The 24,120-nt window shown below is 49.0% G+C and carries 24 protein-coding genes; 18 read left to right on the forward strand and 6 right to left on the reverse strand.

Annotated features, from left to right (window positions below; translation table 11 throughout):
- Positions 1–148 precede the first annotated feature (148 nt).
- From EPO18_RS07010 to EPO18_RS07070, 13 genes are all read left to right on the forward strand, one after another.
- Complete coding sequence (locus EPO18_RS07010) at positions 149–1,552, forward strand: toll/interleukin-1 receptor domain-containing protein (protein WP_292432433.1); 1,404 nt, start codon at positions 149–151, stop codon at positions 1,550–1,552.
- Complete coding sequence (locus tag EPO18_RS07015; RefSeq protein ID WP_292432435.1) at positions 1,549–3,078, forward strand: argonaute/piwi family protein; 1,530 nt, start codon at positions 1,549–1,551, stop codon at positions 3,076–3,078. Before EPO18_RS07010 ends, EPO18_RS07015 begins: the two co-directional genes overlap by 4 nt.
- Positions 3,079–3,255: 177 nt before the next feature.
- Positions 3,256–3,534 (forward strand): CopG family ribbon-helix-helix protein, encoded by a 279-nt coding sequence (locus EPO18_RS07020; protein WP_292432437.1) that lies wholly within the window; start codon positions 3,256–3,258, stop codon positions 3,532–3,534.
- Positions 3,534–3,821, forward strand: a complete 288-nt coding sequence (locus tag EPO18_RS07025; protein WP_292432439.1) for a type II toxin-antitoxin system RelE/ParE family toxin — start codon at positions 3,534–3,536, stop codon at positions 3,819–3,821. Before EPO18_RS07020 ends, EPO18_RS07025 begins: the two co-directional genes overlap by 1 nt.
- A gap of 327 nt (positions 3,822–4,148) precedes the next feature.
- Positions 4,149–7,820 (forward strand): ATP-binding protein, encoded by a 3,672-nt coding sequence (locus tag EPO18_RS07030; protein ID WP_292432441.1) that lies wholly within the window; start codon positions 4,149–4,151, stop codon positions 7,818–7,820.
- Entirely contained in the window at positions 7,813–8,445 is a 633-nt protein-coding gene (locus tag EPO18_RS07035; protein ID WP_292432442.1) for a condensin complex protein MksE, read from the forward strand. Before EPO18_RS07030 ends, EPO18_RS07035 begins: the two co-directional genes overlap by 8 nt.
- Positions 8,442–9,671, forward strand: a complete 1,230-nt coding sequence (locus tag EPO18_RS07040) for a hypothetical protein (RefSeq protein ID WP_292432444.1) — start codon at positions 8,442–8,444, stop codon at positions 9,669–9,671. Before EPO18_RS07035 ends, EPO18_RS07040 begins: the two co-directional genes overlap by 4 nt.
- Positions 9,672–9,684: 13 nt before the next feature.
- Positions 9,685–10,587, forward strand: coding sequence for a DUF7281 domain-containing protein (locus EPO18_RS07045; protein ID WP_292432446.1), 903 nt, complete (start codon positions 9,685–9,687; stop codon positions 10,585–10,587).
- 219 nt (positions 10,588–10,806) lie between these two features.
- Positions 10,807–11,190 carry a hypothetical protein gene (locus tag EPO18_RS07050; RefSeq protein ID WP_292432447.1) on the forward strand — a complete coding sequence of 128 codons (384 nt, stop codon included), beginning with the start codon at positions 10,807–10,809 and terminating at the stop codon, positions 11,188–11,190.
- Positions 11,169–11,456 carry a type II toxin-antitoxin system TacA family antitoxin gene (locus EPO18_RS07055; protein WP_292432449.1) on the forward strand — a complete coding sequence of 96 codons (288 nt, stop codon included), beginning with the start codon at positions 11,169–11,171 and terminating at the stop codon, positions 11,454–11,456. The genes EPO18_RS07050 and EPO18_RS07055 overlap by 22 nt, the downstream gene beginning before the upstream one ends.
- Entirely contained in the window at positions 11,456–11,623 is a 168-nt protein-coding gene (locus tag EPO18_RS07060) for a hypothetical protein (protein ID WP_292432450.1), read from the forward strand. Before EPO18_RS07055 ends, EPO18_RS07060 begins: the two co-directional genes overlap by 1 nt.
- Positions 11,624–11,647: 24 nt before the next feature.
- Positions 11,648–11,965 (forward strand): GNAT family N-acetyltransferase, encoded by a 318-nt coding sequence (locus tag EPO18_RS07065; protein WP_292432451.1) that lies wholly within the window; start codon positions 11,648–11,650, stop codon positions 11,963–11,965.
- 52 nt (positions 11,966–12,017) lie between these two features.
- Entirely contained in the window at positions 12,018–12,668 is a 651-nt protein-coding gene (locus tag EPO18_RS07070; protein ID WP_363331483.1) for an IMPACT family protein, read from the forward strand.
- Between the two features lie 291 nt (positions 12,669–12,959).
- Here EPO18_RS07070 and EPO18_RS07075 read toward each other — a convergent pair whose 3' ends face one another.
- Positions 12,960–13,883 carry a diacylglycerol kinase catalytic domain-containing protein gene (locus EPO18_RS07075; RefSeq protein WP_292432453.1) on the reverse strand — a complete coding sequence of 308 codons (924 nt, stop codon included), beginning with the start codon at positions 13,881–13,883 and terminating at the stop codon, positions 12,960–12,962.
- Positions 13,880–14,902, reverse strand: a complete 1,023-nt coding sequence (locus EPO18_RS07080) for an SPFH domain-containing protein (protein ID WP_292432455.1) — start codon at positions 14,900–14,902, stop codon at positions 13,880–13,882. Before EPO18_RS07080 ends, EPO18_RS07075 begins: the two co-directional genes overlap by 4 nt.
- Positions 14,903–15,056: 154 nt before the next feature.
- On the opposite strand from EPO18_RS07080, the gene EPO18_RS07085 reads away from it, so the two are divergent.
- The 4 genes from EPO18_RS07085 (at position 15,057) to EPO18_RS07100 (ending at position 17,544) form a co-directional block, all read left to right on the forward strand.
- The gene (locus tag EPO18_RS07085; RefSeq protein ID WP_292432456.1) at positions 15,057–15,770 is read left to right on the forward strand and encodes an NUDIX hydrolase; all 714 of its coding nucleotides are present in this window, start codon (positions 15,057–15,059) and stop codon (positions 15,768–15,770) included.
- A 284-nt stretch (positions 15,771–16,054) separates the two neighbouring features.
- Complete coding sequence (locus EPO18_RS07090; RefSeq protein WP_292432458.1) at positions 16,055–16,405, forward strand: Rap1a/Tai family immunity protein; 351 nt, start codon at positions 16,055–16,057, stop codon at positions 16,403–16,405.
- Between the two features lie 102 nt (positions 16,406–16,507).
- Positions 16,508–16,639 (forward strand): hypothetical protein, encoded by a 132-nt coding sequence (locus tag EPO18_RS07095; protein WP_292432459.1) that lies wholly within the window; start codon positions 16,508–16,510, stop codon positions 16,637–16,639.
- Positions 16,640–17,016: 377 nt separating this feature from the next.
- Positions 17,017–17,544: a hypothetical protein gene (locus EPO18_RS07100; protein ID WP_292432461.1), complete on the forward strand. Its 528-nt coding sequence runs from the start codon at positions 17,017–17,019 to the stop codon at positions 17,542–17,544.
- Between the two features lie 33 nt (positions 17,545–17,577).
- Here EPO18_RS07100 and EPO18_RS07105 read toward each other — a convergent pair whose 3' ends face one another.
- The 4 genes from EPO18_RS07105 to EPO18_RS07120 form a co-directional block, all read right to left on the reverse strand.
- Positions 17,578–18,162: a hypothetical protein gene (locus EPO18_RS07105; protein ID WP_292432463.1), complete on the reverse strand. Its 585-nt coding sequence runs from the start codon at positions 18,160–18,162 to the stop codon at positions 17,578–17,580.
- Between the two features lie 100 nt (positions 18,163–18,262).
- Positions 18,263–19,228: a protease modulator HflC gene (hflC, locus tag EPO18_RS07110; protein ID WP_292432464.1), complete on the reverse strand. Its 966-nt coding sequence runs from the start codon at positions 19,226–19,228 to the stop codon at positions 18,263–18,265.
- On the reverse strand, positions 19,225–20,202 hold the full coding sequence (gene hflK / locus EPO18_RS07115) for an FtsH protease activity modulator HflK (RefSeq protein WP_292432466.1): 978 nt from the start codon (positions 20,200–20,202) through the stop codon (positions 19,225–19,227). Before hflK ends, hflC begins: the two co-directional genes overlap by 4 nt.
- 274 nt (positions 20,203–20,476) lie before the next feature.
- The gene (locus tag EPO18_RS07120; protein ID WP_292432468.1) at positions 20,477–21,730 is read right to left on the reverse strand and encodes a YfiM family lipoprotein; all 1,254 of its coding nucleotides are present in this window, start codon (positions 21,728–21,730) and stop codon (positions 20,477–20,479) included.
- A 315-nt stretch (positions 21,731–22,045) separates the two neighbouring features.
- On the opposite strand from EPO18_RS07120, the gene EPO18_RS07125 reads away from it, so the two are divergent.
- Positions 22,046–24,082 (forward strand): AsmA family protein, encoded by a 2,037-nt coding sequence (locus tag EPO18_RS07125; RefSeq protein WP_292432470.1) that lies wholly within the window; start codon positions 22,046–22,048, stop codon positions 24,080–24,082.
- The last annotated feature ends 38 nt before the right edge of the window (positions 24,083–24,120 follow it).

Below are 24,120 nucleotides of genomic sequence, written 5' to 3' on the forward strand. Positions count from 1 at the left end.
TCATGATTCGACAAGGCTCTCCTGAGCGTAGGTATCTATCAAGTACTCTATTTCTAACAGGAGAAGGGGTAATGTAAATTTGCAATCCATTGTATTTATGAAATAAAAAAGTTATGTAGATACCTATGGAGAATGAGAGGGAGATTAGGTGAGCCAAGTTAAAAATGTTCGAAATTGTATATTCCTTAGCCACGCTACTCCGGAAGATAATGAGTTTACTCGTTGGCTCGCTGGAAAGCTTACACTTGCAGGATACAGTGTTTGGTATGACTTAGACCGGTTAAAAGGGGGTGATTATTTTTGGAATAAGATAGAGGACGCCATTCGCAATCACTCGATTCGAATGATCGCGATAGTTTCAGAAGTTTCCCACAATAAAGATGGTGTCCGTAATGAATGGGATCTCTCTGTTACGGTAGAAAAACAAATTCCAGGCTTTTTAATCCCCGTTCGTATAGATGATTTTGATTTCAGCAAGCTCCCCATCACCATACATCGGAAAAATGTTATTGATTTTTATCGAGGCTGGCACTTTGGTCTTGATCAACTTCTTGATACATTGGCAGATTCTAATATTGATAAGTCAGAGTCTTCCGACCCTCAAATCGCAAAATTGTGGTTGTCACCAATTACAGAACACGCAATAGACTGGGTAGACAATGAGGAAACGCTTGAGTCGAACTGGTTGCCGATTATTTCTCTGCCATTGGCCTTGGAAACCGCACGGATTCTTAGCGATGCTCGACGAATTCCGATGACAGATAGCACACGGAAACTGCCTTGGTTTGAATTCGAAGATCAAATAGTTGGATTTGCCCCGAGGAAGGATTTAGTGGAGCTGTTCAAAGATTTTGTAGCGTTGGAAGTTGATTCTGCTGTCGAAACTTCAAACTTCATCAAAAATGGGGTTACTTGGGGAACAAATAAAGTCTCTACATTTGATGCTCGTAATCGTATAGCCACACTCGTGCGCCAAGCATGGGATTTAAAAATGGAAGAATTTGGCTTAAAACGTTATGAGCTTTCAAACCAACGACTAAGTTGGTACGTACCATCTGGTTTTCTACCCAAAGATAAAGTTGAATTTCTGGACGCTAATGGAAAACGACGAAAGAAACAATTAACTGGAACCAGCAGTAAGTACAAAGTTAACTGGCATTACGCCATTAGCATTCATCCAGTATTGAACGATATTCAAAGAATAGAATTAACTGCACATATTGTTTTTACCGATTTAGACGGGCAATTAGTTGCATCAACAACTCGAATGCATTTGTTACGTCGACGATTCTGCAAGAGCTGGTGGAATGACCGTTGGAGAGGTTTCTTACGAGCATTCCTAGCGTTAATTTCGGAGAGAACTAACTCAATTTCCCTACCAGTTGGGGGACAACGCACCATTGAGATCAGCGCGTTACCGATGAATTTCCAATCCCCAAGAGGACTGAGCGATCTTGCGGATTTGACCGAAGAAGACGAAATTCAGTTGGAAGAAAACATTGACGATTCGCTGGACGACTTTTCTACTGAGAATGAGGATGAACTCGAATGAGTAACGCAAGAAAACTTTTAGTGTTACCTGAGCCATCGCTGACTTTCGGCTACGAACAGCAGTTAGAACACCCCAAGGACGGTTTGCTTCTATATGGTCCTTATTTTAATCCGCATAAAGGCGGACGAATTCGGATAGGGTTAATTGGAACAAAAGATGGCGCTATACGCTACGGAAAATGGGTGCAACGTCTTTCTAAAGTGATTGCTCCAAAAAAAGCCAACGATCCTAACCATACAATTTTTCCTGGATTCCAAGCAGTTTTTCAGTCTGAGTGGTCTGAAGAGCCAACAGCAAAATTATTAGTAGATCAGAAAGAACTACATCTAGCTATCTGCATGGAGGACAGGCATCAAGCGATATATAAAGCGGTATCACTTTACGCCAATTTAATAACATCTTTTATAAGGGAAAGCGAGGTATCCATTGATCTTTGGATAGCAGTAATCCCTGAAGAGGTCTACCGTTTAGGAAGGCCACAATCAAAGGTTACGAAAGACGAACGACAGCAATCAGAACTGTTAATGAATAAAAAGGTTGCAACAAGGCTGCTAATGCAACCTTCAATTTTTGATGAAGACAATCGCGCCGCAGAAATATACCAATATGAATTAAATTTTCACAATCAACTCAAAGCTCGGTTGTTGCAACATAAAGCTGTTGTCCAAGTGATCAGAGAAACTACACTAACACCAGATGAATTCACTAAAAGTAATGGAATGCCAGCTCGCCTTTTGCAAGACCCTGCGACTTTGGCTTGGAATTTGGCAACCACCGTGTTTTTTAAGAACGGCGGACAGCCTTGGAAGTTAAGTTCTCCAAGGCCTAGTGTATGTTATGTTGGTATAGTTTTTAAGAGAGAAGCACTTGGTGCCGATGAAAATAACGCTTGCTGTGGTGCGCAGATGTTTTTGGACTCTGGTGATGGTGTGGTATTCCGGGGAGCTGTTGGGCCTTGGTATTCTCCTACAAATAAGCAGTTTCATTTGACTCGCGAGAAAGCTCGCGAACTTATGACTCTGATAGTAAATTCCTACCGGGCGTACCATAGCGGAAACTCCCCATCAGAGCTATTTATTCATGGTAAGACGCATTTCTCGTTAGATGAATGGGAAGGCTTTCGAGAGACTGTGCCGGAAAATTGTCGTGTAGCTTGCGTAAGGATTCGTGAAGATCAATCACTAAAGTTGTTTCGGTTAGGAGCAACGAACATACCTCGTGGACTTGCTTGGGCAGAATCGCCGAGGAAAGGGTATCTATGGACTAAAGGTTTTATACCAAAACTCCAGACTTATCCTGGCAGAGAAGTGCCTAATCCGCTTTCAATTGAAATTGTTAGAGGTGAAGCCGACATCAATGTAGTGATGGCGGATGTACTCGCCCTAACGAAGTTGAACTACAACACATGCATTTATAGCGATGGGGTGCCAGTGACTTTACGATTCGCAGATACAATAGGCGAAATTTTAACTGCTGGTCCTATACAAAATGACTTACCTCCATTGCCATTCAAGTATTACATATAGCTCATAGTAGGCTTAACAAAGTGAAGCCCATCGTTCGCGATTGATGCGCTTCCTTGCGTAGGATGCATCTTACGCAAGTTGTTGCCCACTTTGGAATGCCCCTTTAATTTGATTTAAACATCCGGTTGTTTCTAGTATATGATAGTTGCGACAGTAGCAACCATTGGAGATGAATCTATGTCTATCACTATAGGCGTTAAGCTCGATGAAGAAATACGTGACCGCCTCAAGTCCTTGGGTACGGCTAGGCAGCGCTCTACGCATTGGTTAATGCGTGAGGCGATCCGTGAATACCTTGAAAGGGAGGAATTCATAGAAACACGAAACCGCGAAGCCGATGAGGCTTGGGCGGACTACAAGCGCAGCGGAAAATTTGTAAGCCATGACGCCATGGCTTCATGGCTCGACACTTGGGGGACTGATCAAGAAGGTCATGCGCCAGAGACTGAACGTTGATGCTGAAATGGTCGGAAACCGCCTTGGCGGATGTGCAAAGACTGCGCCAGTTTATCGAACCCCACAACCCGGAAGCCGCCCGCCGTGCCGCTGAAGCTTTGAAGAAAGGCGCGGCGATTCTTATCGATCATCCCGGCCTTGGCCGACGACTTGATGGCCGACATGACCGCGAAATTGCCATTCCTTTTGGAAAGCGAGGATATGTCATGCGTTATCGGCTTGATGATGACGATATTGTGATCCTGAAGGTTTGGCATACGTTGGAAGATAGGAATCAAGATTCCTGATGACTTTGTTTTTTCTAGTCTGTAGATACTTTGAACAAAGTAAAGCGCATCGTTCGCAATTGATGCGCTTCGTATCTCAGCACTCCTACGGTCTCAGAACAAGTGATGTTGATCTATCCGAACTGTTTTTTAGGAATAACCAATGATTCCAGGCGAATTTCTGTTATACGTGTCAATCAGCGCCGAATATTTGCCAGCAAACAGCGTCAAGATTTCCAGTTAAAAATTACTATCTAATTGATCTATAAATACCTTTATTTTTAGGGTGGCAAAAATAAATACTGAAACTGGTAAATATTGCACGCTGTTTTACACTCAAGGAAATCAATGCCAAATTGTTACCAACTAAAAAAAATTATCCTGATCGATAGCTTTTGGCCCGGCAAAACCGTGTTACTGAAACTGGACGGCCATACCAACCTCAGCGGCACCAATGGCGCCGGCAAAACCACGTTTTTGCGGTTGATGCAGTTGTTCTGGGGCGAACGGCCCAGCAACATCGTCGGCGGCAGCGGCAGCAAAAAAGGCTTTCTGGATTATTACCTGCCGCGCGCCAGCAGTTATCTGGTTTACGAATACCAGCGCCCGCCTCATCAGATTTGCCATGTGATGGTGCAAAGCGACGGCCGCGCCGCCAAATACAAGTTCATCGATGCGCCGTACCGGCAGGACTATTACATCAACGAAAACGACTACCCGCGCGACAGCCAGAGTATAGAGCGGCTTTACCGCAGCACGGCGGAGGTTTCCAAATTCGTCGCGGTCGACGACTATTGCAGCATCATCCAATGCCATCAACTGAGCGGCGTCAAGAAAGACTTGCGCCTATTGCAAAACCGTTATGCGATGGCCTCATCGCCGATCAACCACATCGAAAAAGTCATCGGTTCGGTGATCGAAAAAATCGGCGATTTCGACGTCATCAAGCAAATGCTGATCGATATTTCCCGCGGCAAACTCAGCCAAGCCTTCCTGCAAAACGAAGACGAACAACAACCCTTCCAGCTGAACAAGCAGCACATCGACGCTTGGCTGGCTGATTTGAACGCGGCGCGGGAAATCGAGGTCAAGCGCGCCGATTTCGACCGCTTGCTGCAAACCATAGCGGAACTGAAGCAAACTCTGAAGTCCTTGTCCCACCTGCATTTTTTGGCGCAAGGCCAATACAAAAGCTGCCAACAGGAAACGGAAGCACTGGACAACAGCCTCAAAGAGTTAAGCCGGCAGCGCGACCAATTGCAACAAGCGCATAAACAACAGTTGGAGCCCAAAGAAGATGCGTTGATCGAAGCCAACAGCCGCCTGAAAGACTTAAGCCACCAGATCGGAATGCTGGAAGCGAAAAAACTGGACTTTGAAGAGCAGGGCGCCGAAAGCTTTGCGATCAAAGCCGCCAAGGCGGAGCAATACGCTAAAGAACAGCAGGACATTCAAGCCGAGCTCGAAGCGCTGGAACACAAAACCCAGGAAATCAAACGTTTTTACGAAAAACAATTAAGCGAATTGCAGCACCGGCACGAAAAACAAATCCAACTCTACCAACAGCAGCGCTCCGACTCGCAACTGCGGCAAAGCCAAAACTTACGGGAAGCGGATGCCGAATTCCAGCAGCGTAAGGACCGCTTGCTTCACGACAAAGAAGCACGCTTGTATCCGGTTAAAGAGCAACGCGGGCAATTTTCGACTGAGTTCCAAATCAAACAAAGCCAACAGAAAAATCCGCCGGTTCCGGCCGCGTTGATCGAACAACAGCAGAAAAACCGGGAAGCTTTGGAAGCCACCGGCACAGCCTCCAAACAGGCTTATCAAGTCCAGGCCAAAGCGCAAAGCGATTACCAACAGACATTGAGCCATTTCCAGCAAACCGAACAGGAGCTCAAGGACAAAAAAATCGAACTGAAACGCAGCCGGGAGCTTCATGCCGACTGCCAAAAACGCCTGCGGCCGGAACCCGGCTCGCTGCAACATTTCCTGGAACAGGAAGCCGACGGCTGGCAGCAAAACATAGGCCGGGTCATCGCGCCGGAACTGTTGGACCATACCGGCCTGAATCCGCACTGGTACGGCCAGCCGAGCAACGACTTTTACGGCCTTAACATCAACCTAGAGGCTTTGGCCGACCGCAGTTATCCGACTGCCGACAAGGCCCGGCTGGAGCAACAGGAAAAAGCCCTGTTCGAGCAGGTAACTAAACTCAGCAAAGAATGCGAAGGGCTGGAAGCCGGCTTGCAAGCCGCCAATAAACTGCGCGAGCAAGCCAAGTCGGCAATGGACGCGGCTCAACAACGCGTGAAGCAGGCCGAGCATCAGGAGGAAACATTGCGCAACGAAGCCAATGTGCTGGCCGACCAGATCAAGGCTGAAACCGAAAAAGCCAGGCAGCAGCTGGAACAGGAAATTAACCGATTGTCCGCCGATGTCAAAGCCTGCGACCAAGCCCTGGCGAGTATCGAAACCGAACACCGGCAAGCGCTAAAGGCCTTACATGACGAACACCTGGCGCACAATGGCATCATCGAATCCGACTGCAAAAACTTGCTGGAGACGATAGCCGAGCACATCGAAGCCGATACCGCGCAATTCAAGCAGGAACAACGGCGCATTGAGCAACAACTGAAAAGCGATTTAAAGGCCAGCGGCACCGACGATACTGTCGTTACTCTAACCGTCAAGCTCAAGGAAGCCGAACGTCTGGAACGCGAAGCGCGGGGCTTTCAACGCAAAGCCGAAGACTACCAAGACTGGCTGCAAAATCGCTGGCAACAACATCCGGAGCTCTGCCGGCAACGCGACGACTGCCAGCGTCGAATTCAGCAGTTGCAAGACGAGATCGACCGGTTGAAACAGGATTTTCAACGGCGACGGGCGCAGTTGAATCAACAAATCGGCGTCCAGGAAGAGCTACTGAAGAAGAACAACAGCCTGTTGGCACAATTGGAACAATGTACCGATCAATTGCGAAGCTGCCCGCCGGTCTGCGCGGAAGACCAGCCCGAATACGCGCCCGGTACGCTGCCGCGCCTGACGCAGGACACCCTGAAAGCGCGCAAGCGCCAGGAACGCGACATTCAAAGCGGCAGGCAGGCCCTGGTTCAGTTCTTTAACAAGCACCAACGCAGCCAATTGGCCGAAGCCTGGTCGCAGGTCCAGAACGCCTCACCCCATCACAGCGAGTTTTTCCAGGCCGAAGCGTTGGAGATCGAGCAACCTTTGATCAATGTGTTGCAGATGGTCGGCCATGTCAAACAGGCCACGGCCCAGCAAATCGAATTGCACGCTTCCAGCGTCAACAACTTTTACCTACACCTGCATAACTTCGACCGAGCAATCAAAAGTACCGGCACGGAGCTGTCCAAGTACGTCAGCGAGGAACGTTATTTCGCCGCGCTGGGCGAGATTACCGTCAACATCCGTTCCAAGATGAGCGACTTGGAATATTGGCAGGCTTTGAAGAAATTCGGCGACCACTACGGCCAGTACCGCGACAACGCCTTGTTGAGCGGCCAAGAGGATATTCCCGATGCGCTGGTGCAGGCGATGGGCGAACTGACCGCCCTGCTGCCGGCCACCGGCGTCAAGATCAAGCATTTGGCGTTGTTCGATATTGAATTCAGCATCTTCGAAAACGGCCAGCTCAAGCATGCCCGCAACGCTAGGGAACTGAAGGACGTTAGTTCCACGGGGCTGTCCTATCTGGCCCTGATCACCTTTTTCACCGGCGTCACCGCGATGCTGCGCAAGCAAAGCCAGACCGTGGTTTGCTGGCCTATCGACGAATTGGGCGACTTGGCCCCGGAAAACATCGAAGCCATGATGAATCTGTTAGCCAAGCAGAACATCCACATTTTGTCGGCCACACCGACTGCCGACCGCCATGTGCTGGGCCTGTTCAATCGCCGCTATCTGCTGAACCAGCAAAAGCTGCACGAAGTGGAACTGCCGCAAAGCAAGCTGGATCAATTGTTGAACGCATTGCCCAAGGAGGCCGCCCATGTTTAAGCACGTCGCCGAAGCCTTGCTCAGCGGCCACTTCATCTGTCCGACCGCTTACCCCGACGCTTTCGAGTATTTATCGCAGCCGGCCAACGCGGACAAGATCAACGCTTTTTTGCAGCCGTTGGACCGGGAACTGCTGAATCTGGACGGCGAACTCTATTACGCCGCCTACACGGTGGTCGACGACAGCAACCGTGCGGCGATCAGGGAAGCTTTCTCCGAAACCCGTTCGCAATTGCGGCCGGTGGTCGAATGGATGGATATGGTCATGACCGCGCTGGGTCAGGATATGCCGATCCGGGCTCGCGACGAAATCCGCCTGCACCAGCTGTTACAAGTCATCGAGCACGAGCCGTCGCTGTCGGAACAACTGAACCGGCTGACCCAGTTGACGCTGTTCAAGACCAGCAAAACCACGATTGCCGAGCAGTTGTCCTGGGTGCTGCAAAAACTGGAACAATCGGGCTATCTGGCGCGGCCTAATGCGCAAGCCTCGGTTTATATCGCCACCGGAAAGATCAATTATCTGCATCGGATCATCGCCTTTTTGAACGACGCAGAAAACCTGGAACTGGACCAGCATACGGCCGGCGGCGAAGACGGCGAACAGCAGGAACTGTTTTTATGAGCTTCGACCACGAACAAATCGCAGGATTAATCCGCAAGCTGGCCGGCGCCGATCAACTGTTGGCGCAAACCTATATCAACGGCACGGTGTGTGCCGACGACGACAACCGCGGCGCGATCGACAGCCTGAAGAAATCCGGCATTTTGCGCAACGCCGATACCAGTGATGAATACCGCCTGACCGGCGATCTGAAGCGCCTGATCGACAGGCTGTTGCTGCGCAACCAGCGTTACCGGCAAAACATCAACATGGCCAAGATGATCGTCAGCGTCGAGCAGGACATTGAGGACTACCGCCGGGCGCTGGAGCAGAACAGCCAAGACGAGGCCCACTATCATCTGGAACAGATCGACGATACGCTGTACGAAGCGATCGAAGCGCTGGAAAACAGCCTGAGCGTGATGTTCGCGGCGATCACCAGCCAATTCGGCTTTGTCAGTTCGTTGAACAGCAAAATCCGGCAGAACCAGCGGGCGCTGGCCTATGCGCAGCAACTGGTGCAGGAACTGAACCAGGTCAGGATAACAGACTGCTACGACTGGCTGAGCTGGAGCGACATTCCGCCGGAACTGAGCCGGAAAATCATCCGCTTCATCGATCAATACAAAAGCATCGTCGAACGGCTGACCGGCATCGTCGGGCGCATGAAAGAGCTGTTGTTCAAATTGCGGTTGCAGGAACAAACAGCCAACCGCTGCCGGGCAATGGCCCAGTTTTTAAGGCAACATCCGGAATGGGAGCCTCTGGACTGGAGCGGGGACGCCGGCGTTCCCGACCTGTTGCGCCGGGGCACAGGCCTGAAACTCCAGCCGGGCATCGACACCGCCAATCCAGTGTTACAGACCGATCTGGCCGCCATCGTCCAGGAATTGCGGCGCCAGTCCAAACCCGTCGTGCCACTGGCTAGGGATAGTGCCGCAGCGCCTTTGGACACTGAGGTTCCCGGCCAGATCGAATACGGCCAAGACCTGTACGACAGCCATATCGAAAACCTGTTTGCGCGCGCCCTTGAACAGCACGGCCGCAAGGTTTCGGCGCTGTGTTATTGGGGCGAGCAAGGTTTGGCAATCAAAGCGGAGCTGTGGCTGGACATGGTGTTCGCGCAATATTGCTGCCTGCCGCAACGCATGCGCCGCACGATTGCGTTGGACATGCAAGGCGAAAATCTGGAAGGTTTCAACGGCAACCAGGTCATCGAAGAAATCCTGTTGCAGCGGGTTGCATGACATGGACAGGCAGATGTATCAATGGATCAGTAAATTGGTTAGAGGCAAGCCGAATCAAACTACCGATCACTCCTTAAGTCAAATTGGCCGGCAAGTACAGGCGCATTACCACTGCGGCTATGTCCGCAATAATCGTTTGTTTTTCAATGCGCAGGACAAACTGAATTTGCGCCAACGTGTCATGGATGAACTGGGCTTGGATCCTTTCATAGTCGAGCAGTTGCCGAACGACCGCTTGGAAATGGCCCAATACCACGCCAATGAAAAACTGGCCGCCAAACCAGCCGGCAACGACCAACTGTTATTGAACAGCGCGGACGGCATCGTCCGCGTTAATAATGAACAAATACAACTTTATCCCGAAAGCATAAAGACGGCTGGCCTGCTGTGCCTAAACTCCAGTATTAACACAGTCGAGCACCGGACTATCGTAGTCGTCGAAAACCTGGACATCATGCCGTTGTGCCATGCTTGGCAACTGCCAGTGGCAGACCGGCAAGCCCTATGGGTCTATCGCGGCGATCACAAAAGCGGCGCCAAGGCCGAGGCCTGCCGAGATTTTTTGCAGCGTTTCGGAAAAGATAAAACCGTCGTCGTCTTCAGCGACATGGACCCAAAAGGGCTGGAAATTGCACTGACCTTACCTTTTGCAAAATTCTGGTTAGGCCCCAGCGCGAATTCCTGGCAACCATTACTGAACAGCCAATATGCAAGTTGTATCGGTTTTGATGTCCAGTCTGAAGCGGCTGGCTATTTGCTTCGGCTATTAGATTCAAATTTATTATCCGAGCCGTTTAAGAACCTTATTTCAGTTATACGAGATCAACGAAGCTCATTCCGGCAACAACATATATATAGCCACAATGTACCTTTGGAGTTGATTCCGATCAGAGCGGAAGAGCATTGTGGACGTTGAAAAAACTCCCAACAATAATCGCGAATGGTTACTGCTAAGAATTGATGCTTTTTCGTGGTTCCAGACAGTATCGATACATATAACGACGAATCGGTTCAGTCATTTGGTTCGGCGAAGTTTTAAATCTGCTGCTGTATTTCGACTATTACTCGACCGATCGGTAAATAAAGGCAAATACTTGATCTACGACAGCATGTCGGCCTGCGCGACAGCGAGTCGGTGCCGCTGAGCGACAATTCATATTTCCCAGCGGAAGTCAGGCCGCATGTCGAAGAAGCCTGGATTAACCTCGATTCCACCAAAAACGGCTACGAGATCAGTTTCAATAAATATTTCTACCGCCACAAGCCGTTGCGCAGCATGGAAGAAGTGGCCCGCGACATCATTGCTATGGAACGGCAGGCGGAAGGCTTGATTGCCGATATTCTAGGTATTGATGTAAATCGATTTAGCCGCGGATTGAGTCATTATTGTTTTTTGATACGTTGGAAAATAAGTGCCGCGATTTTCTATGTGAATAGATACACAGCGTGTATCTATTATGCTAGGATCAACAACTTAATATCATCAAAGAGATTGCCATGCCCAACAAACAAGCAATAACCGACACGCAAACCCATGCAGTCAATTTACGCGTGCGTAGCGACATCCGTTCGTTGATTGACAGAGCGGCAAAGGCTCAGGGTAAGACGCGTTCCGATTTTATGATTGATGCTGCGCGTCGCGCCGCAGAAGAATCCTTGCTCGATCAAACGCTGGTGCGAGTAGACCCAAAAACTTATGACTACTTCCTTGAGGTTCTTGACCAGCCTCCGAGTGGGGAAGGGTTTGAACGGTTGATGTCTGCCGCAAAACCTTGGCAGGATTAATGCTCTCCGCCCCTGCTCCGCTAGTGGCGGAACATAGGCTTGACGATTTTACCTGCGGAGTCGACAGCCTGGATGACTGGCTCAAGCGGCGCGCACGCCTTAACCGGATTAGCGGAGCGTCACGCACCTATGTTGTCGCCGAAGGCGCCAAGGTGGTCGGTTATTAATGTCTTGCCCCCGGCGCGTTGGCTTTGAACGATGCGCCTGCCCCGGTTCGCCGCAATATGCCCGATCTCGTGCCTATAGCTATTTTAGGGCGTCTTGCTATCGACAAATCCTGCCAAGGCCGAGGACTGGGGGTCGCCCTGTTGCAAGACGCCGTGCTGCGCACAATACACGCGAGCGACATTCTCGGCATACGAGGGCTTCTGGTTCATGCGCTTTCAGGTGAGGCAAAAGCTTTTTACGAGCATCATGGATTTGTTGCATCGCCGAGCCAGCCGATGACTTTGATTTTGTCACTCAAGAAAAACGTTTCCGAACATAAAAACAATGATGCAGGGCATTGAAAACACTGAAACTGTCAACCTCCCAGCCAGCGGTCAATAGCGTGATGGTGCAATGCTACTGGCAATCGGCCGCCTGATCGTCGAACATGAGCAACAGGGACAGGCTCGCGCCGCAAACTTAATTGAAAGAATCAAAATGCTTTATGTTACGGAATCCTATCGATTCGAAGAAATCATAAAAAAATCGCGATTTATCAGCGTAATTTATCCCTGCACCAGTGAACAAGCCGTTTGGCGGCAATTAAAAACAGTACAGGCCGAACATCCGCACGCGAATCATATTGCTTTTGCCTACCGTATCAAAACCAATGAAGGCATTATTTACCGGTTCCATGATGCTGGCGAGCCAACAGGAACAGCGGGAAAGCCGATCTTTCAATACATTGAAGGCAAAAATCTCATTAATGCGTTGATTGTTGTGATCCGCTATTTCGGTGGCGTCAAGCTGGGAGCAGGCGGGCTTACCAGAGCTTATGGCCAAATGGCGAAACAGGTGATCGATGTAGCGGCATTGCAACCTTACATTGAAATGACAACACTCCATTTCACGCTGGATTATGAAAAATTTCAGGCTTTTGAGTACGCGTTGAAAAAACTGAATGGGCAAATTATCGAGCAAGAATTTGCCGGACAAATTCATCTTACCGTTGCACTGCCTATTGATAAGCAAGGGGATTTGGAAAGCCAGTTTGCTCCTGTGTAGCCAGCGTAATCGGAAGCTTTTGAGTCAAGAAAATGCGTACGATTAAGCCAATGGTATGCAACCCATACCTTTAACAATCTTTACGCAACATAGCTATTCAAAAAGGCGAGCGATGCGTACCGGTTCTGATCCGAGACCTAATACACGTCGATACCGAGCGGCAGATGCACCTCCAGGCGGTTAATCTCCCGGATATCTGTTCACTTAGCTTCAGGATGCCGCCGCCTTTGGTCATGGATTCCGCTTGGGCTATTAAGCAAAAGTGGTAAACACGCGGTCAACATTGCCACTTCAAACAATCAATTGCCCTTGCGTTGCCGCCAAATTGACCGTCACAACGGTGCCGGAATTGAATGCCAGATAGTCGGACTCAATGCCGTCCGAAAAGATCACGCCGTTTTCCGGCATCTGCGATTCCAGCGTCAACGGCATCTCCGGCGTGATGGCTCCGAACACCAAACTGGTGCCGGTCATCCGGCTCGGAAACGGTTCGCGCACGGTGAATTGCAGGCGCCGTTCGTGCCACGCAAAGCCTTGTTGCAGCGGGTGGGATTCGCCGCCGGAAACCGCCAAGGCGCCGGCCAGTAACGACTGGAACCAGCCGGTCGAGCCGAAGCCGGTGGAGACGATAATGCCGGATGACGACTGGTTTTCCTGACGGCCGTTCCAAGATAGTTGATAACGGGCCGAAGTATGGCTTTTCGGGCCGATGAACAGATCGTTAACTGCGAGCAGGTGTTGTCCGTCGTTAGTCGTCGCCTCGGCAAAGCTGATGGTTTTGCATGCCGCTTTGCCAGCCAATGTACGCGTCACCGCGGCCTGTAAATCGCCGATTTCGAACGGCAGCAGCTTGCCGTCCCAACGGCCGGGATCGGGGTTGATCGCAATGACTGGTTGGCCGTTGAGATATTTCAAGGTGTTGGCGACCAATCCGTCTTGACCGATGGTGACCACAATGTCCTCCGGACTGAAGCGGTAATTGGGCATTAGTCGCCGTTCCAGCAGCTGAAACCGACCCAAGGATTTCAACGTCCGCTCGGCCTCCTGTAAGCGTTGTTGGTAAACATCGTGTTCGTTTAAATAATCCTGGGCATCGACATGATTATGTTCCAGATAAAAGCGCGCTTGCGGCCAAGTGTTGAAGCGTTCGATCAATTCCTGCAAACGGGTTGGGCGGATCACCAGAACGAAGCGGTGTTGAAAACTGTTGCTCATGGCCGCACCGATCTTTTGATCGCTTGCCCAAATAAATCCGGCGTAATCGTCAATTCGCCGATCTTGCCGGCATTCTGCGCCAGCGTTTCGAAAGCCATCGCCAACAGCTGTTCCGGCTCCATTTTGGCCAGCGCCATGGCCTTGAGATTTTCCACCGGCAACTCCCTAAAGGCTTTCATGCGCTCGGTAATCGCATAGGCTTCGGCATCGGCTTGGCGGCGGCTGTTTTCGCTGCTCAACTCGACCAATTCCAGGCGTTGGGTTTCGGCGGCGATTTCGGCTTGCAGGTGTTCGCGCTCGGTTTCGGCCTTACCGCGCTGGATGGTGCGTTCATTGAGGATGCGCGATTCTTCGATCTCCTGTTCTTTTTGCTGTACCGACAACTCGGTTTGCAACTCGGCTTCCTTGATGGTGCGTTCCTGTTCGACGGCGGATTTGCGGCGATCGTAAATCGCATCGTCGGCTTCTTTCAGAATCGCTTCCCGGGCTTCCGCTTCCAAGGCTCGTGCGGTTTCCGGCGTCGGTTGCACAGCGCTGATCGAAACATCCAGCAAGGCAATGCCTAAGACCGCGAGGGGAGAGTTTTCCGCGAGTTGCTCGCGCAGCAAGGCGACTAAGGTTTGTCCCAGCTTCAACGCATCGCGCAGCGCGGTGTTTTGCACCTTGGTCTGTACGATCGCTTGCACGATATGAATCACCCGGTCCGACAATTTCAACGGATCTTCGGAAACGTAGGTCGATCCGTCGTTTTTCAAGTTGTAATTGAGCAGTTCAGCCATTTTTTCCGGCGACGCGATCCGGTAGCTTACTTGGCCTTGTACGGTCACCGATTGGAAATCCGCGGTTAACAGCTTGAAAATGAAGGGCGTTTCTTGGGCATTGATCGGTACTGCGGCGATCGAGGCGGTGGCGGTGTTATAGAAAAAGCTCAAGCCCTTGCCGGCTTGTTTCACTTTGCCGTTGACGGTTTTGATAACAAAGGTCGACGAGTTCGCTTTGAAATATTGAATGCCTAACATGGTTTTCTCCTATTTGTGTCTAAAAGTTACTTTTGTGAAATAGTGACCTATAGACACTTATTTGTCAAGCACAAAAGTGTCAAAAAGACATAAATTCTGCGACAATAGCCGCATCAATCAAAACCAATGACGGAAACAAACCAGCTCAATTACAATGGATGAACAACAGTTTCTAGCCGACTATGACAAACACCAATACGACAGCCCGCTGCTGACTATCGACGCGGTGCTGTTTACTTATCACCAGGAATGCTTGAAAGTGTTGCTGGTCGAGCGCTCGAATTACCCCGAGCGGGGCAAATGGGGGCTGCCGGGCGGCTTTGTCGATCTACAGCGGGATAAAACGCTGGAAGACACGGTGCGGCGCAAGTTGGCCGAAAAAACCGGCGTTGAACCGCCGTATTTAGAGCAATTGCAAAGTATCGGTAATACTCAGCGCGACCCGCGCGGCTGGTCGGTGACTGTGGCTTATACGGCATTGATGGCGTTCCAAAGCTGTGAGACGCATGTCGCCAGTGTCGCCGACGTGCAATGGCTGGAGTTGGATAGAGTTAGCCGGATGGATTTGGCATTCGATCACCAGACGATCATCGGCCTGGCGCGGGAGAGGATGCGGCAAAAGGCGTTGTATTCGATCGTACCGGCTTATGCGCTACCGGAAACATTCACGTTGCCGGAACTGCAGCATTTACATGAAGTGCTGATCGGCAAACCCTTACAGAAAAAATCTTTCCGCCGCCGTATCGAACAGGCGGAATTACTGATCAATACCGGCGAAAAGCGTTCCGAAGGCGGGCGTCCGGCGACGTTGTACCGGATGAAGCAGACTTCCGGGGCCTATACGTTTGTGCGGAATTTAGAGGATTAAGGCAGTAGGTTTGCCCTCTATCACTTGCAAGCCAGCGTAGCTCCGATTAGCGAAGCGTAATCGGAGGAATAAGCTGGATAATCAGCGAAATCAACATTGAAAATTTTCCAAGCACCAAATGTACCGTTTATTAAATCAACATCTTAAAGTACATTAAGCCGGTGCAATGTCTGTTGATGATTGGAAATATCCGGCATTTGTTGACTAGGCGCAAAAATTCTCTGCCTCTATCCGATTGATCGACGGCACAAAAATTTTTTGAACGAAATATATGGAGTGTAAACATGAAAGCAGCAAAGTTAATCCTGATAGCCATAATGACGATGCCAATGTCGGCGAACGCCGGTTTCAATGCTTTTATAGATGGGCATAAACTTCACGACAAGTCTAGGGCCTATAAGAGTGGCGATATAGACGATGCCGACTTATACGATGCAGGGGCGTATGTGTATTACATAATGGGTGTTATCGACTCGAATATTGGTTCGGGCTTATTTTGTCCACAAAATATAACTTCTGACCAAGCCGCGAATGTTGTGACTAAATACTTAAACGAGCATCCGCAATCGTTGGACTCTAGCGGCGAGGCGCTCGTTAAAGCGGCACTTGCCCAAGAATGGCCTTGTCCGAAGTGACAAGACAGGTCAAAACCACCTATAGTACCTAAGGGCCAAGTCTTACATTATGCATTTCTCCATAGCGGCCTGAGTGCTGAAGAAAGACCTAGCCCGTCTTTTTTGATCGATACATCACTCTGCTCCAGGTCGGGTGAAAAGACTCAAAATTTGCTGCAACAAATGCTTGACGATGCCGAAGCAGAAGCCCGCCTCGCCGCCCGGCAACGTTATGAGATTGCCGGACAGGATTGAGCATGCCGGCTTTGATTCGAGTTTGTTTTAATGCGTTTTTTCCGCTTCGACTTCAATCATGACCATAGCCACATGCGCTTTACCGTCATCTCCAAGCGGCACTTTATCCAGATATTTTGAGCAAATCTCTTCGATAAATAGCTCCCATTAAGGAAAAGCGTTAGCGCTATAGTATCCGATTTAAAGCGATACATGATCAGATCCAAATCTTATGGATGAAATCACATAAACAGCCTAATATATGATTTACTATTAAACCGACATGTTGTTGTAATTATGAAGCTGTAATGTCTTACTGGAACTAAATCCGGTTTGCGAAGATATCATAAATAATGAGTGCTCGAGACATACCTGGGTATGAAGGGAAGGACAATCATATGCTTAAAGATGAATTTGATACCAGCAAAAACCGGAAAGGAATTCTATCTGCTGATGAGCCTGTTACTGATTCCGACGACGGTCAGCAGCGAGACAGTTTAGTAACTGATACTGCCTTTGATGATAGCGACAGTTCCGATTTACAAGATTCGGAAAGTATGACTGATTTATTGGATGAGCAGCCAAAGCTTAAAAAAAATATTCGTGTCGCAACACGCTTTATCCGAGAAGATATTGCCGCCTCTATCAACATTCCGGGCCTATTGAGTTTCTCTAAAACCATTCCTGTTAATTTGATGGACATTGCCAGTAAAGGTGTACTGGTTTCAACGGACCAACGGCTCGGCATCAATAAAAAAATCATTCTGACGCTTCAGTTTAAATCGGGTAAGGTATTTGAAATAAAAGGGATAATTGTCCGACGTTCCAGTTTGTCACAAAAAGAATACGGAATAAAGTTTGATCATTATAACAATGAGCTAGGGGACTATCTGCTTGAGACGCAAGGAAAGTTAATATTCAAATAACCTATAGATTTACCTGGGCGAGCGAATATTCAATCAGCTACATCTCTCCGGTTGTAGATGTAGCCAAATCTGCGCATCCGTCGGCAAACGCGCATGAGCCGAAATCCCGTTGGGTATTTTGGCCAAGCCGGGAAAAATAACCCTGGCTTCAAACACCAATACCTTCTCCACACCGGCAATACATGCAGTCAGACCGTACTGTGTAAACGTTGATTTCAACGCCTGCGGATAAGCCGGGCCGTTCAGCAGTATGCGGACGCGATGATTGTCGCTTTCGCCGGCTTTTTTAGGGCGTCCCCGTTTTGAGCTCCAATCCGGCGACTGCGCAGCGGATTTTGCCAAGTCTTGCGACCACTGCGGATAATTGATCAACCGGCCAAGATACACGGTACGAATCGGCAAGCTGTTATTGGGGAACAGGCCATGAAACCCGGTTTTCAGAAGTTGATTCAACGATTGCAGCGACAGCGGACAATCGCTTCTTACCAATGCCACCTCCGGTTCCGTGGCTCGATGTTCTATTCTTGCCGTGCACTCGGGCAACTGAACCGCAAACGAGTCGTCCGCTTGCAAGCATGTCGCTTTGATCAGCAACAGAACAACGGATAGAGTTTTCATGATAATCCTCGGAATATGTTGGTAAATTTCCAACGTTGGACACCGTTTTACAATGTCTGGGAAAGCTGTATCGCTTGAGACATGATGGCTGGCTGAAAAATCATTTTTTCTGTTCTGCCCGCTTAAGCAATGAAAATAAATCGCTGTTGGTTGAAAGAACGAGGGTCGCATCGGTGTTAATAATTTTGCGATAAGTCTCCATGCTCTTAATAAACTTGTAGAACTCTGCGGCCTCAGGCTTTTGAGCATAAGCCTTGGCGTAGATTTCCGTGGCTTTGGCATCAGCCTCGCCCTGAATTTCATGGACTCGCTTATAGGCTGCGGACTGGATCTGGTTAAGGTCCCTGTCCTTGTTGCCATTAATGCGTGCAGCCTCGCCTTCGCCTTCGGAGCGGAAACGTTGCGCAATCTGTAACCGTTCGCTAATCATTCGCTGGTAAATGCGTTCGAGCACTTGATGATTGTAGTTAATGCGCTTGAAGCGGACATCAAGCAGCTCAATGCCAAACTCGGCCAGCTTCGGCGCTGCCGCATCGAACACGTCTTTTTCAATCCTGACTCGGCCAACGTGTATCGGCCGTAATACGCCAAGTGTGCCTTCACCGGTTAAGGGGCCGGTCAAGCTCTCATCCTGCAAAGGCTTGCGGTCTTTATCGGTGCGCACCACTTCAATCAGCTCGTGCCGAGCAATCGCCGTACGGGTTTCGCTGCCTAAAATATCCTCCAGCCGTGACTGGGCGCTACGTTCATCCCTAAGCCTTAGGTAATAGCGCATCGGATCGGTAATCCGCCAGCGGGCAAAAGTATCGACTTGTACGTAGGTTTTATCCTTAGTCGACATCTCAACCATCGGCCCATCCCATGCCAAATAGCGTTTATCGAAGGTGTTGACCTTCTGGATAAAAGGCATTTTGAAATGCAGGCCCGGACTGGTAATAGGATCGCCGACCGGACTGCCGAACTGGGTGATGATGACCTGTTCGGTCTGATTAACAGTGTATATTGACAGTAATAATACAGCCGCCAAGGCTACGATGAGTAGGCCGCTTTTTCCCGACATATTCATTTTTGTTCCTCCACGGTTTTAGCTGGAAAAGGCAGCATCGGCAATATTTGCTGAATCGCGTCATCAACGATAATCTGTTGTCTTGCTTGGGGCAGAATATCGCCCAAAGTTTCAAGATAAATACGCGTACGAGTAATATCAGGCGCTTTGAGATATTGCTCCAGCACTTGGTTGAACGCGGAAACATCGCCTTGCGCTTCATTAATCCGTTTAAAGCGATAGCCTTCGGCGCCACGGATTTTCTGGTCGGCTTCGCCACGGGCGCGAGGCACTGCCTTGTTGTACTCGCCATTCGCCAAGTTGATCACATTTTCCCGGTCTTGCTGGGCGCGATTCACTTCATTAAACGAAGGCTGCACCGGTTCGGGCGGATTGACGTTCTTTAACTGGACTTGATTAATGGAAACGCCGAGCTGGTAACGCTTGGCTAGCTCACGGGTGCGTTCGAGCGCAGTTTCCTCAATCTCTTGACGGCCAATGGTGATGATTTCATCGACTGTCCGATCCCCGATAACTTCACGCATGACGGCTTCCGATAGGTCTCTTAAGGTTTTCCCTGGATTGCGCACATCGAAGAGATATTTTTCAGGATCGGTAATGCGATATTGCACAATCCATTCCACCAAGGCTGCATTCAGGTCGCCGGTCACCATCGACTTTTCCAAGGCTGGCTCGTTGCTGATTTGATCGGGATTGGTGTAACCGGGCGTCGCAAAACCGAACTCCAGTTTTTGCTGGCGTTGAGTTGGCACAGGAATAATATTGTCGATGCCAAACGGAAGCTTGGCATGTAATCCGGACGGCACTTTTTCGATGTACTTGCCAAAGCGGAGCACGATACCTTCCGATTCAGCTGGAATGGTGTAAAACGACATCGTCACCGCAACCAGCAATGTGACGGTTAGAAGTACTGCCAGCGGTGAAACAGGCAGTGAACTTAGAAAACGCTCTAAAAAAGGTTTGAGATCATCCACGCACAACCTCCAGTTTGAACATCGGCAAGTTTGAACAGCACTGAGAAGACCGATTCTATTGACCCTATGGTTCAAAGAACCGGATAAAACAGAATCCGATCCGAATCTTAAAGACTATATTTAAGCATGAACTTAGTCGTTATCCACGTCAACGAATATTGAAAATATTGCCTGATGAGTGAAAAAGATGCATAAGGCCAAGAAGTACAGTCATATTAACTCGAGTGATTGGGACTCAGCCGCAGTCATGCCGGATAATCAGTTAGCTGGTGGATCAATTGCGATTAATCGGCAAAGCCTCCACACGCCGCTCAATTTCCCTCATCATTTGCCTGTATGGCCCACCTTGTAAGCCACCGAAGCGCCGCTTAAATTCGGCCTCCGGCATAAATTCGGGTAAATCGGTTGTCATCGGCATAATATCGCGTTCGTTTGCGCTAGCCATCAGCATCTGTATTTTCTTCGCTTGCGGCTCATTGCCGATTAACAGTTCCCCTGCTCGAGTGCCTGCACGATCTGCGGCGATGTCGTTAAACGAAAAGCCGCTACCTCCTCGCGAGTCTTCTATTTCTTTAAATAACCCTACAGCATTTGACAAAGGCGTTCCTGAATAGGCGGCCAACATCGAAGAAACGAGAAAATGCTTAGGAAAGTCGTCCCGGCCGTTTAAGGTAATTGTCCGCCAGACCGGACGCGGCCATGTTTTAGACTGGGGGATGAGCTTATTTAAATCACGTTGATTAGCATAGAAAGTGAGAGCCAATATCACCGCCCGGTTTTCCTCAACCGCGTCGCCGTTATCGCTACGCTCCTGAGCCAATTGAAACAGCGGCTTCGTTAACTCCGTTAAATTAAGACTGCTTTTGCCGCCTTGTGTAAGTTCGGCTAAACGCCGATGATAAACCTCTATCCGGCTTTGATCCTGAGCAGACAACAAGACGCCGCTTAATTTACCAGGCAAATCGTCTTGCCAGCGATAGGTAACAGTCATCCGCCGATGCTCGAATTTGACATTTTTAATCATACTAATAAATGTTTGCCAGTCGGTTAACGTTTGCACTTTGGACAATCCGTAATTTAACAGCATATCGACCAGCACATTGGGAACCCATAATTTACCGAGCATCACATTGTCGATCTGCGGCAACTTATCGGTTTGTTTGAATCCAAGTTTCAGATTTACAAACCGGCCCAAGGGATTGGCGGGTAATTGCAACGTGCTTTCAACGGTTGCATGGCCTTTAACAATGTCCAATCCCGCGACACCTCCAGCATATTGATTAGCGAGATAATTAATCGCCAAATCCAATTCTTCCTGTCCTAAGTCAGCTTTGGCAATAGAGTTGGATTTTATTCGGCGAGGATCATTTTGTTCAAAAACGCGTTTTCCATGGGCAATCTTCTCGGGCGTCAAATCGGCCCTATCATGAAGTTTTGGCTCATTCTCTACAACTAAAGTAAGTGCACCGATTAAAATCAGCGGCGACAGGAAAATCGTCAGCACAATTAGCTTTAAAATCAATTTCATTGGTGAATCCAGGAATTAGCTTTTTATCGATGAGAATATGTTGTGTATATCATATTTGAACGAATGAGTTATATATTGCAGAAACAAACAGCAAGTCAAACGCATATTTTTAATAGTAAGTAATACCACGGGTTTTATTAAATCAATAATTATTGGAAAATTTTGGCACTTTTCATCGAAAATGCTCAACGCTTTTTTAATCTTCAATATTGAACTCAAGGCTCCGAAAACCACGTATTAATAAATAAATCCAAATAGCGTTTTCCATGTTCGAATCAATGGGTATCGCTATCTTTGCTGATAGGAATTATTGATATGTCTACTCATTCAACTTCGGCCCGCTTGAAGGTCATTCTGCGCTGGATTGGTATAACGCTCCTGTTTTTATTTCTTGCCGGTTTTGCCGTGATATTTTTTATGCCCAGCGATTGGCTGCGCAATATGGCCGGTACCACAGGAAGCGCTTTGTTGGGGCGGAAATTCGCTATTGATGGCGATATTAAGATCGATTGGGATTGGACAACGCCTGAAGTGTCCATTCGTAAACTGCGAATTGCCAATATAGCTAAAAGCAAAGACCCTAACATGGTGGCAATTGACGAGATCGATTTCCAAATCAAGATATGGAAACTGCTCCAGGCGGAGTTGAATTTACCTAAACTCAAATTTACCAAGCCCAAAGTTATATTGGAGAAGTTTTCTGAAGCTGAAAAAAACTGGGATTTTCCAGCACTCGCTGGGGATGAAACAACGTCCGAAGATCGTAAAAATCTCCCTGTAATTGGTTCGGTATCGATAGATGACGGCAAGTTAGCCTACCGGGATCTTCCTAAAAAGCTGGCCGTTATGCTGAATCTCGATACCGCCCGGGGTGGGGTGGAAGCTCAAAAAGGCATGTATAAACTGTCCGGCCAGGGTACGTTGCAAGACCAGCCGTTTAGTCTTCAGGCCAAGGGCGGATCGTTATCTATGTTACAAAATAGCACTGCGCCTTATCCGCTTACTCTCGACATTAAAATGGGCAGCACCCGCATAGACGTAGAAGGAACTATCGCTAATCCGGCGAAGCTCGCAGGCATGAATACGCAACTTAATTTGCAAGGTAATAATCTCGCCGATCTATTCCATCTTACGCAAATACCTCTGCCGCCGACGCCGCCCTATCAATTGAGCGGCCACTTGCAACAGCGGAATGAAGTCTGGAAATTTAACAAATTCAAAGGAAAGGTGGGCGATAGCGATTTATCCGGCGATTTAGTTTACCAGACTAAAAGTGAACGTAATTTTGTAAACGCCAATTTGGTCTCGCAGAAGCTGGACATGGATGACCTTGCCGGCTTTATCGGCGCTGCGCCATCCAAAGGAACGATGTCCCCGGAACAAAAGGCCCAGGCCGAACGAGAAAAATCCAGCCCGCGCCTATTGCCTGACGTCCCTATCGATTTAACACGGCTACGCGCCACCGATATGGAAGTACACCTTAAAGGCAAACAAATTATAGGGACAAAATGGCCGCTGAACGATCTGGATATAGGTTTCAATTTACAGAAAGGCGTGCTGCACCTGGATCCGCTTGATTTCGGCGTTGCCGATGGAACAATCGGCGGCAGTCTTATATTGGATGGGCAGAAAGATGTTCCGCAAATTCAATCGGATCTGATGCTCAAGCGCTTAAGCCTGAAACCATTCTTCACCGATCCGAAATTTGAATCTTTATCGGCCGGGTATTTTGGCGGGCAGCTTAAAGTGAAAGGCAACGGCCGCTCGCTTGCCGAAGTGTTGGCAACAAGCGATGGCCGCATTACCTTGATGATGACGGGCGGCAAAATCAGCTTGCTTATCATAGAAGCCGCGGGGCTTGACCTCGGCCAAGCCACTCCCTTGCTGCTAGGTAAAGATAAGTCTACCGATATCCGCTGTGTAATCGGTGATTTCAAGGTTGATAATGGACTATTGAATTCGGAGATTTTTGTGTTTGACACAACGGATTCGAATATAGACGGGTATGCGCACATTAATCTAAAAGATGAGACCATCGATGCCAAAGTAGAGACTCATCCGAAAGATATTAGTATCGGTAGCGCCCGCACGCCTATAACAGTTACTGGCCGCTTGAAGCAGCCGACTATTGGGCTTGACCCTAAACAACTTGCAGCACGCGCTGCGGGCGCTGTAGTTCTGGGTGCTTTTCTTACCCCAGTGGCGGCTATTATCCCGTTTATCGAGCTGGGCCTTGGTAAAGACAGCGATTGCCGGGGATTAATTGAACAAGCCCGCAGCCATTCAGGGACTAATCCGCCGATAGAAGAACCGAAACAAGAGCAACCTAAAACGCGCCCTAAGAAGCCCTAGCTGGGACTCAGGATTGTTCGGAATTATCTTTTTATCAG

The organism is Methylobacter sp. (assembly GCF_004322395.1).
Taxonomy (GTDB): Bacteria; Pseudomonadota; Gammaproteobacteria; order Methylococcales; family Methylomonadaceae; genus Methylobacter_A.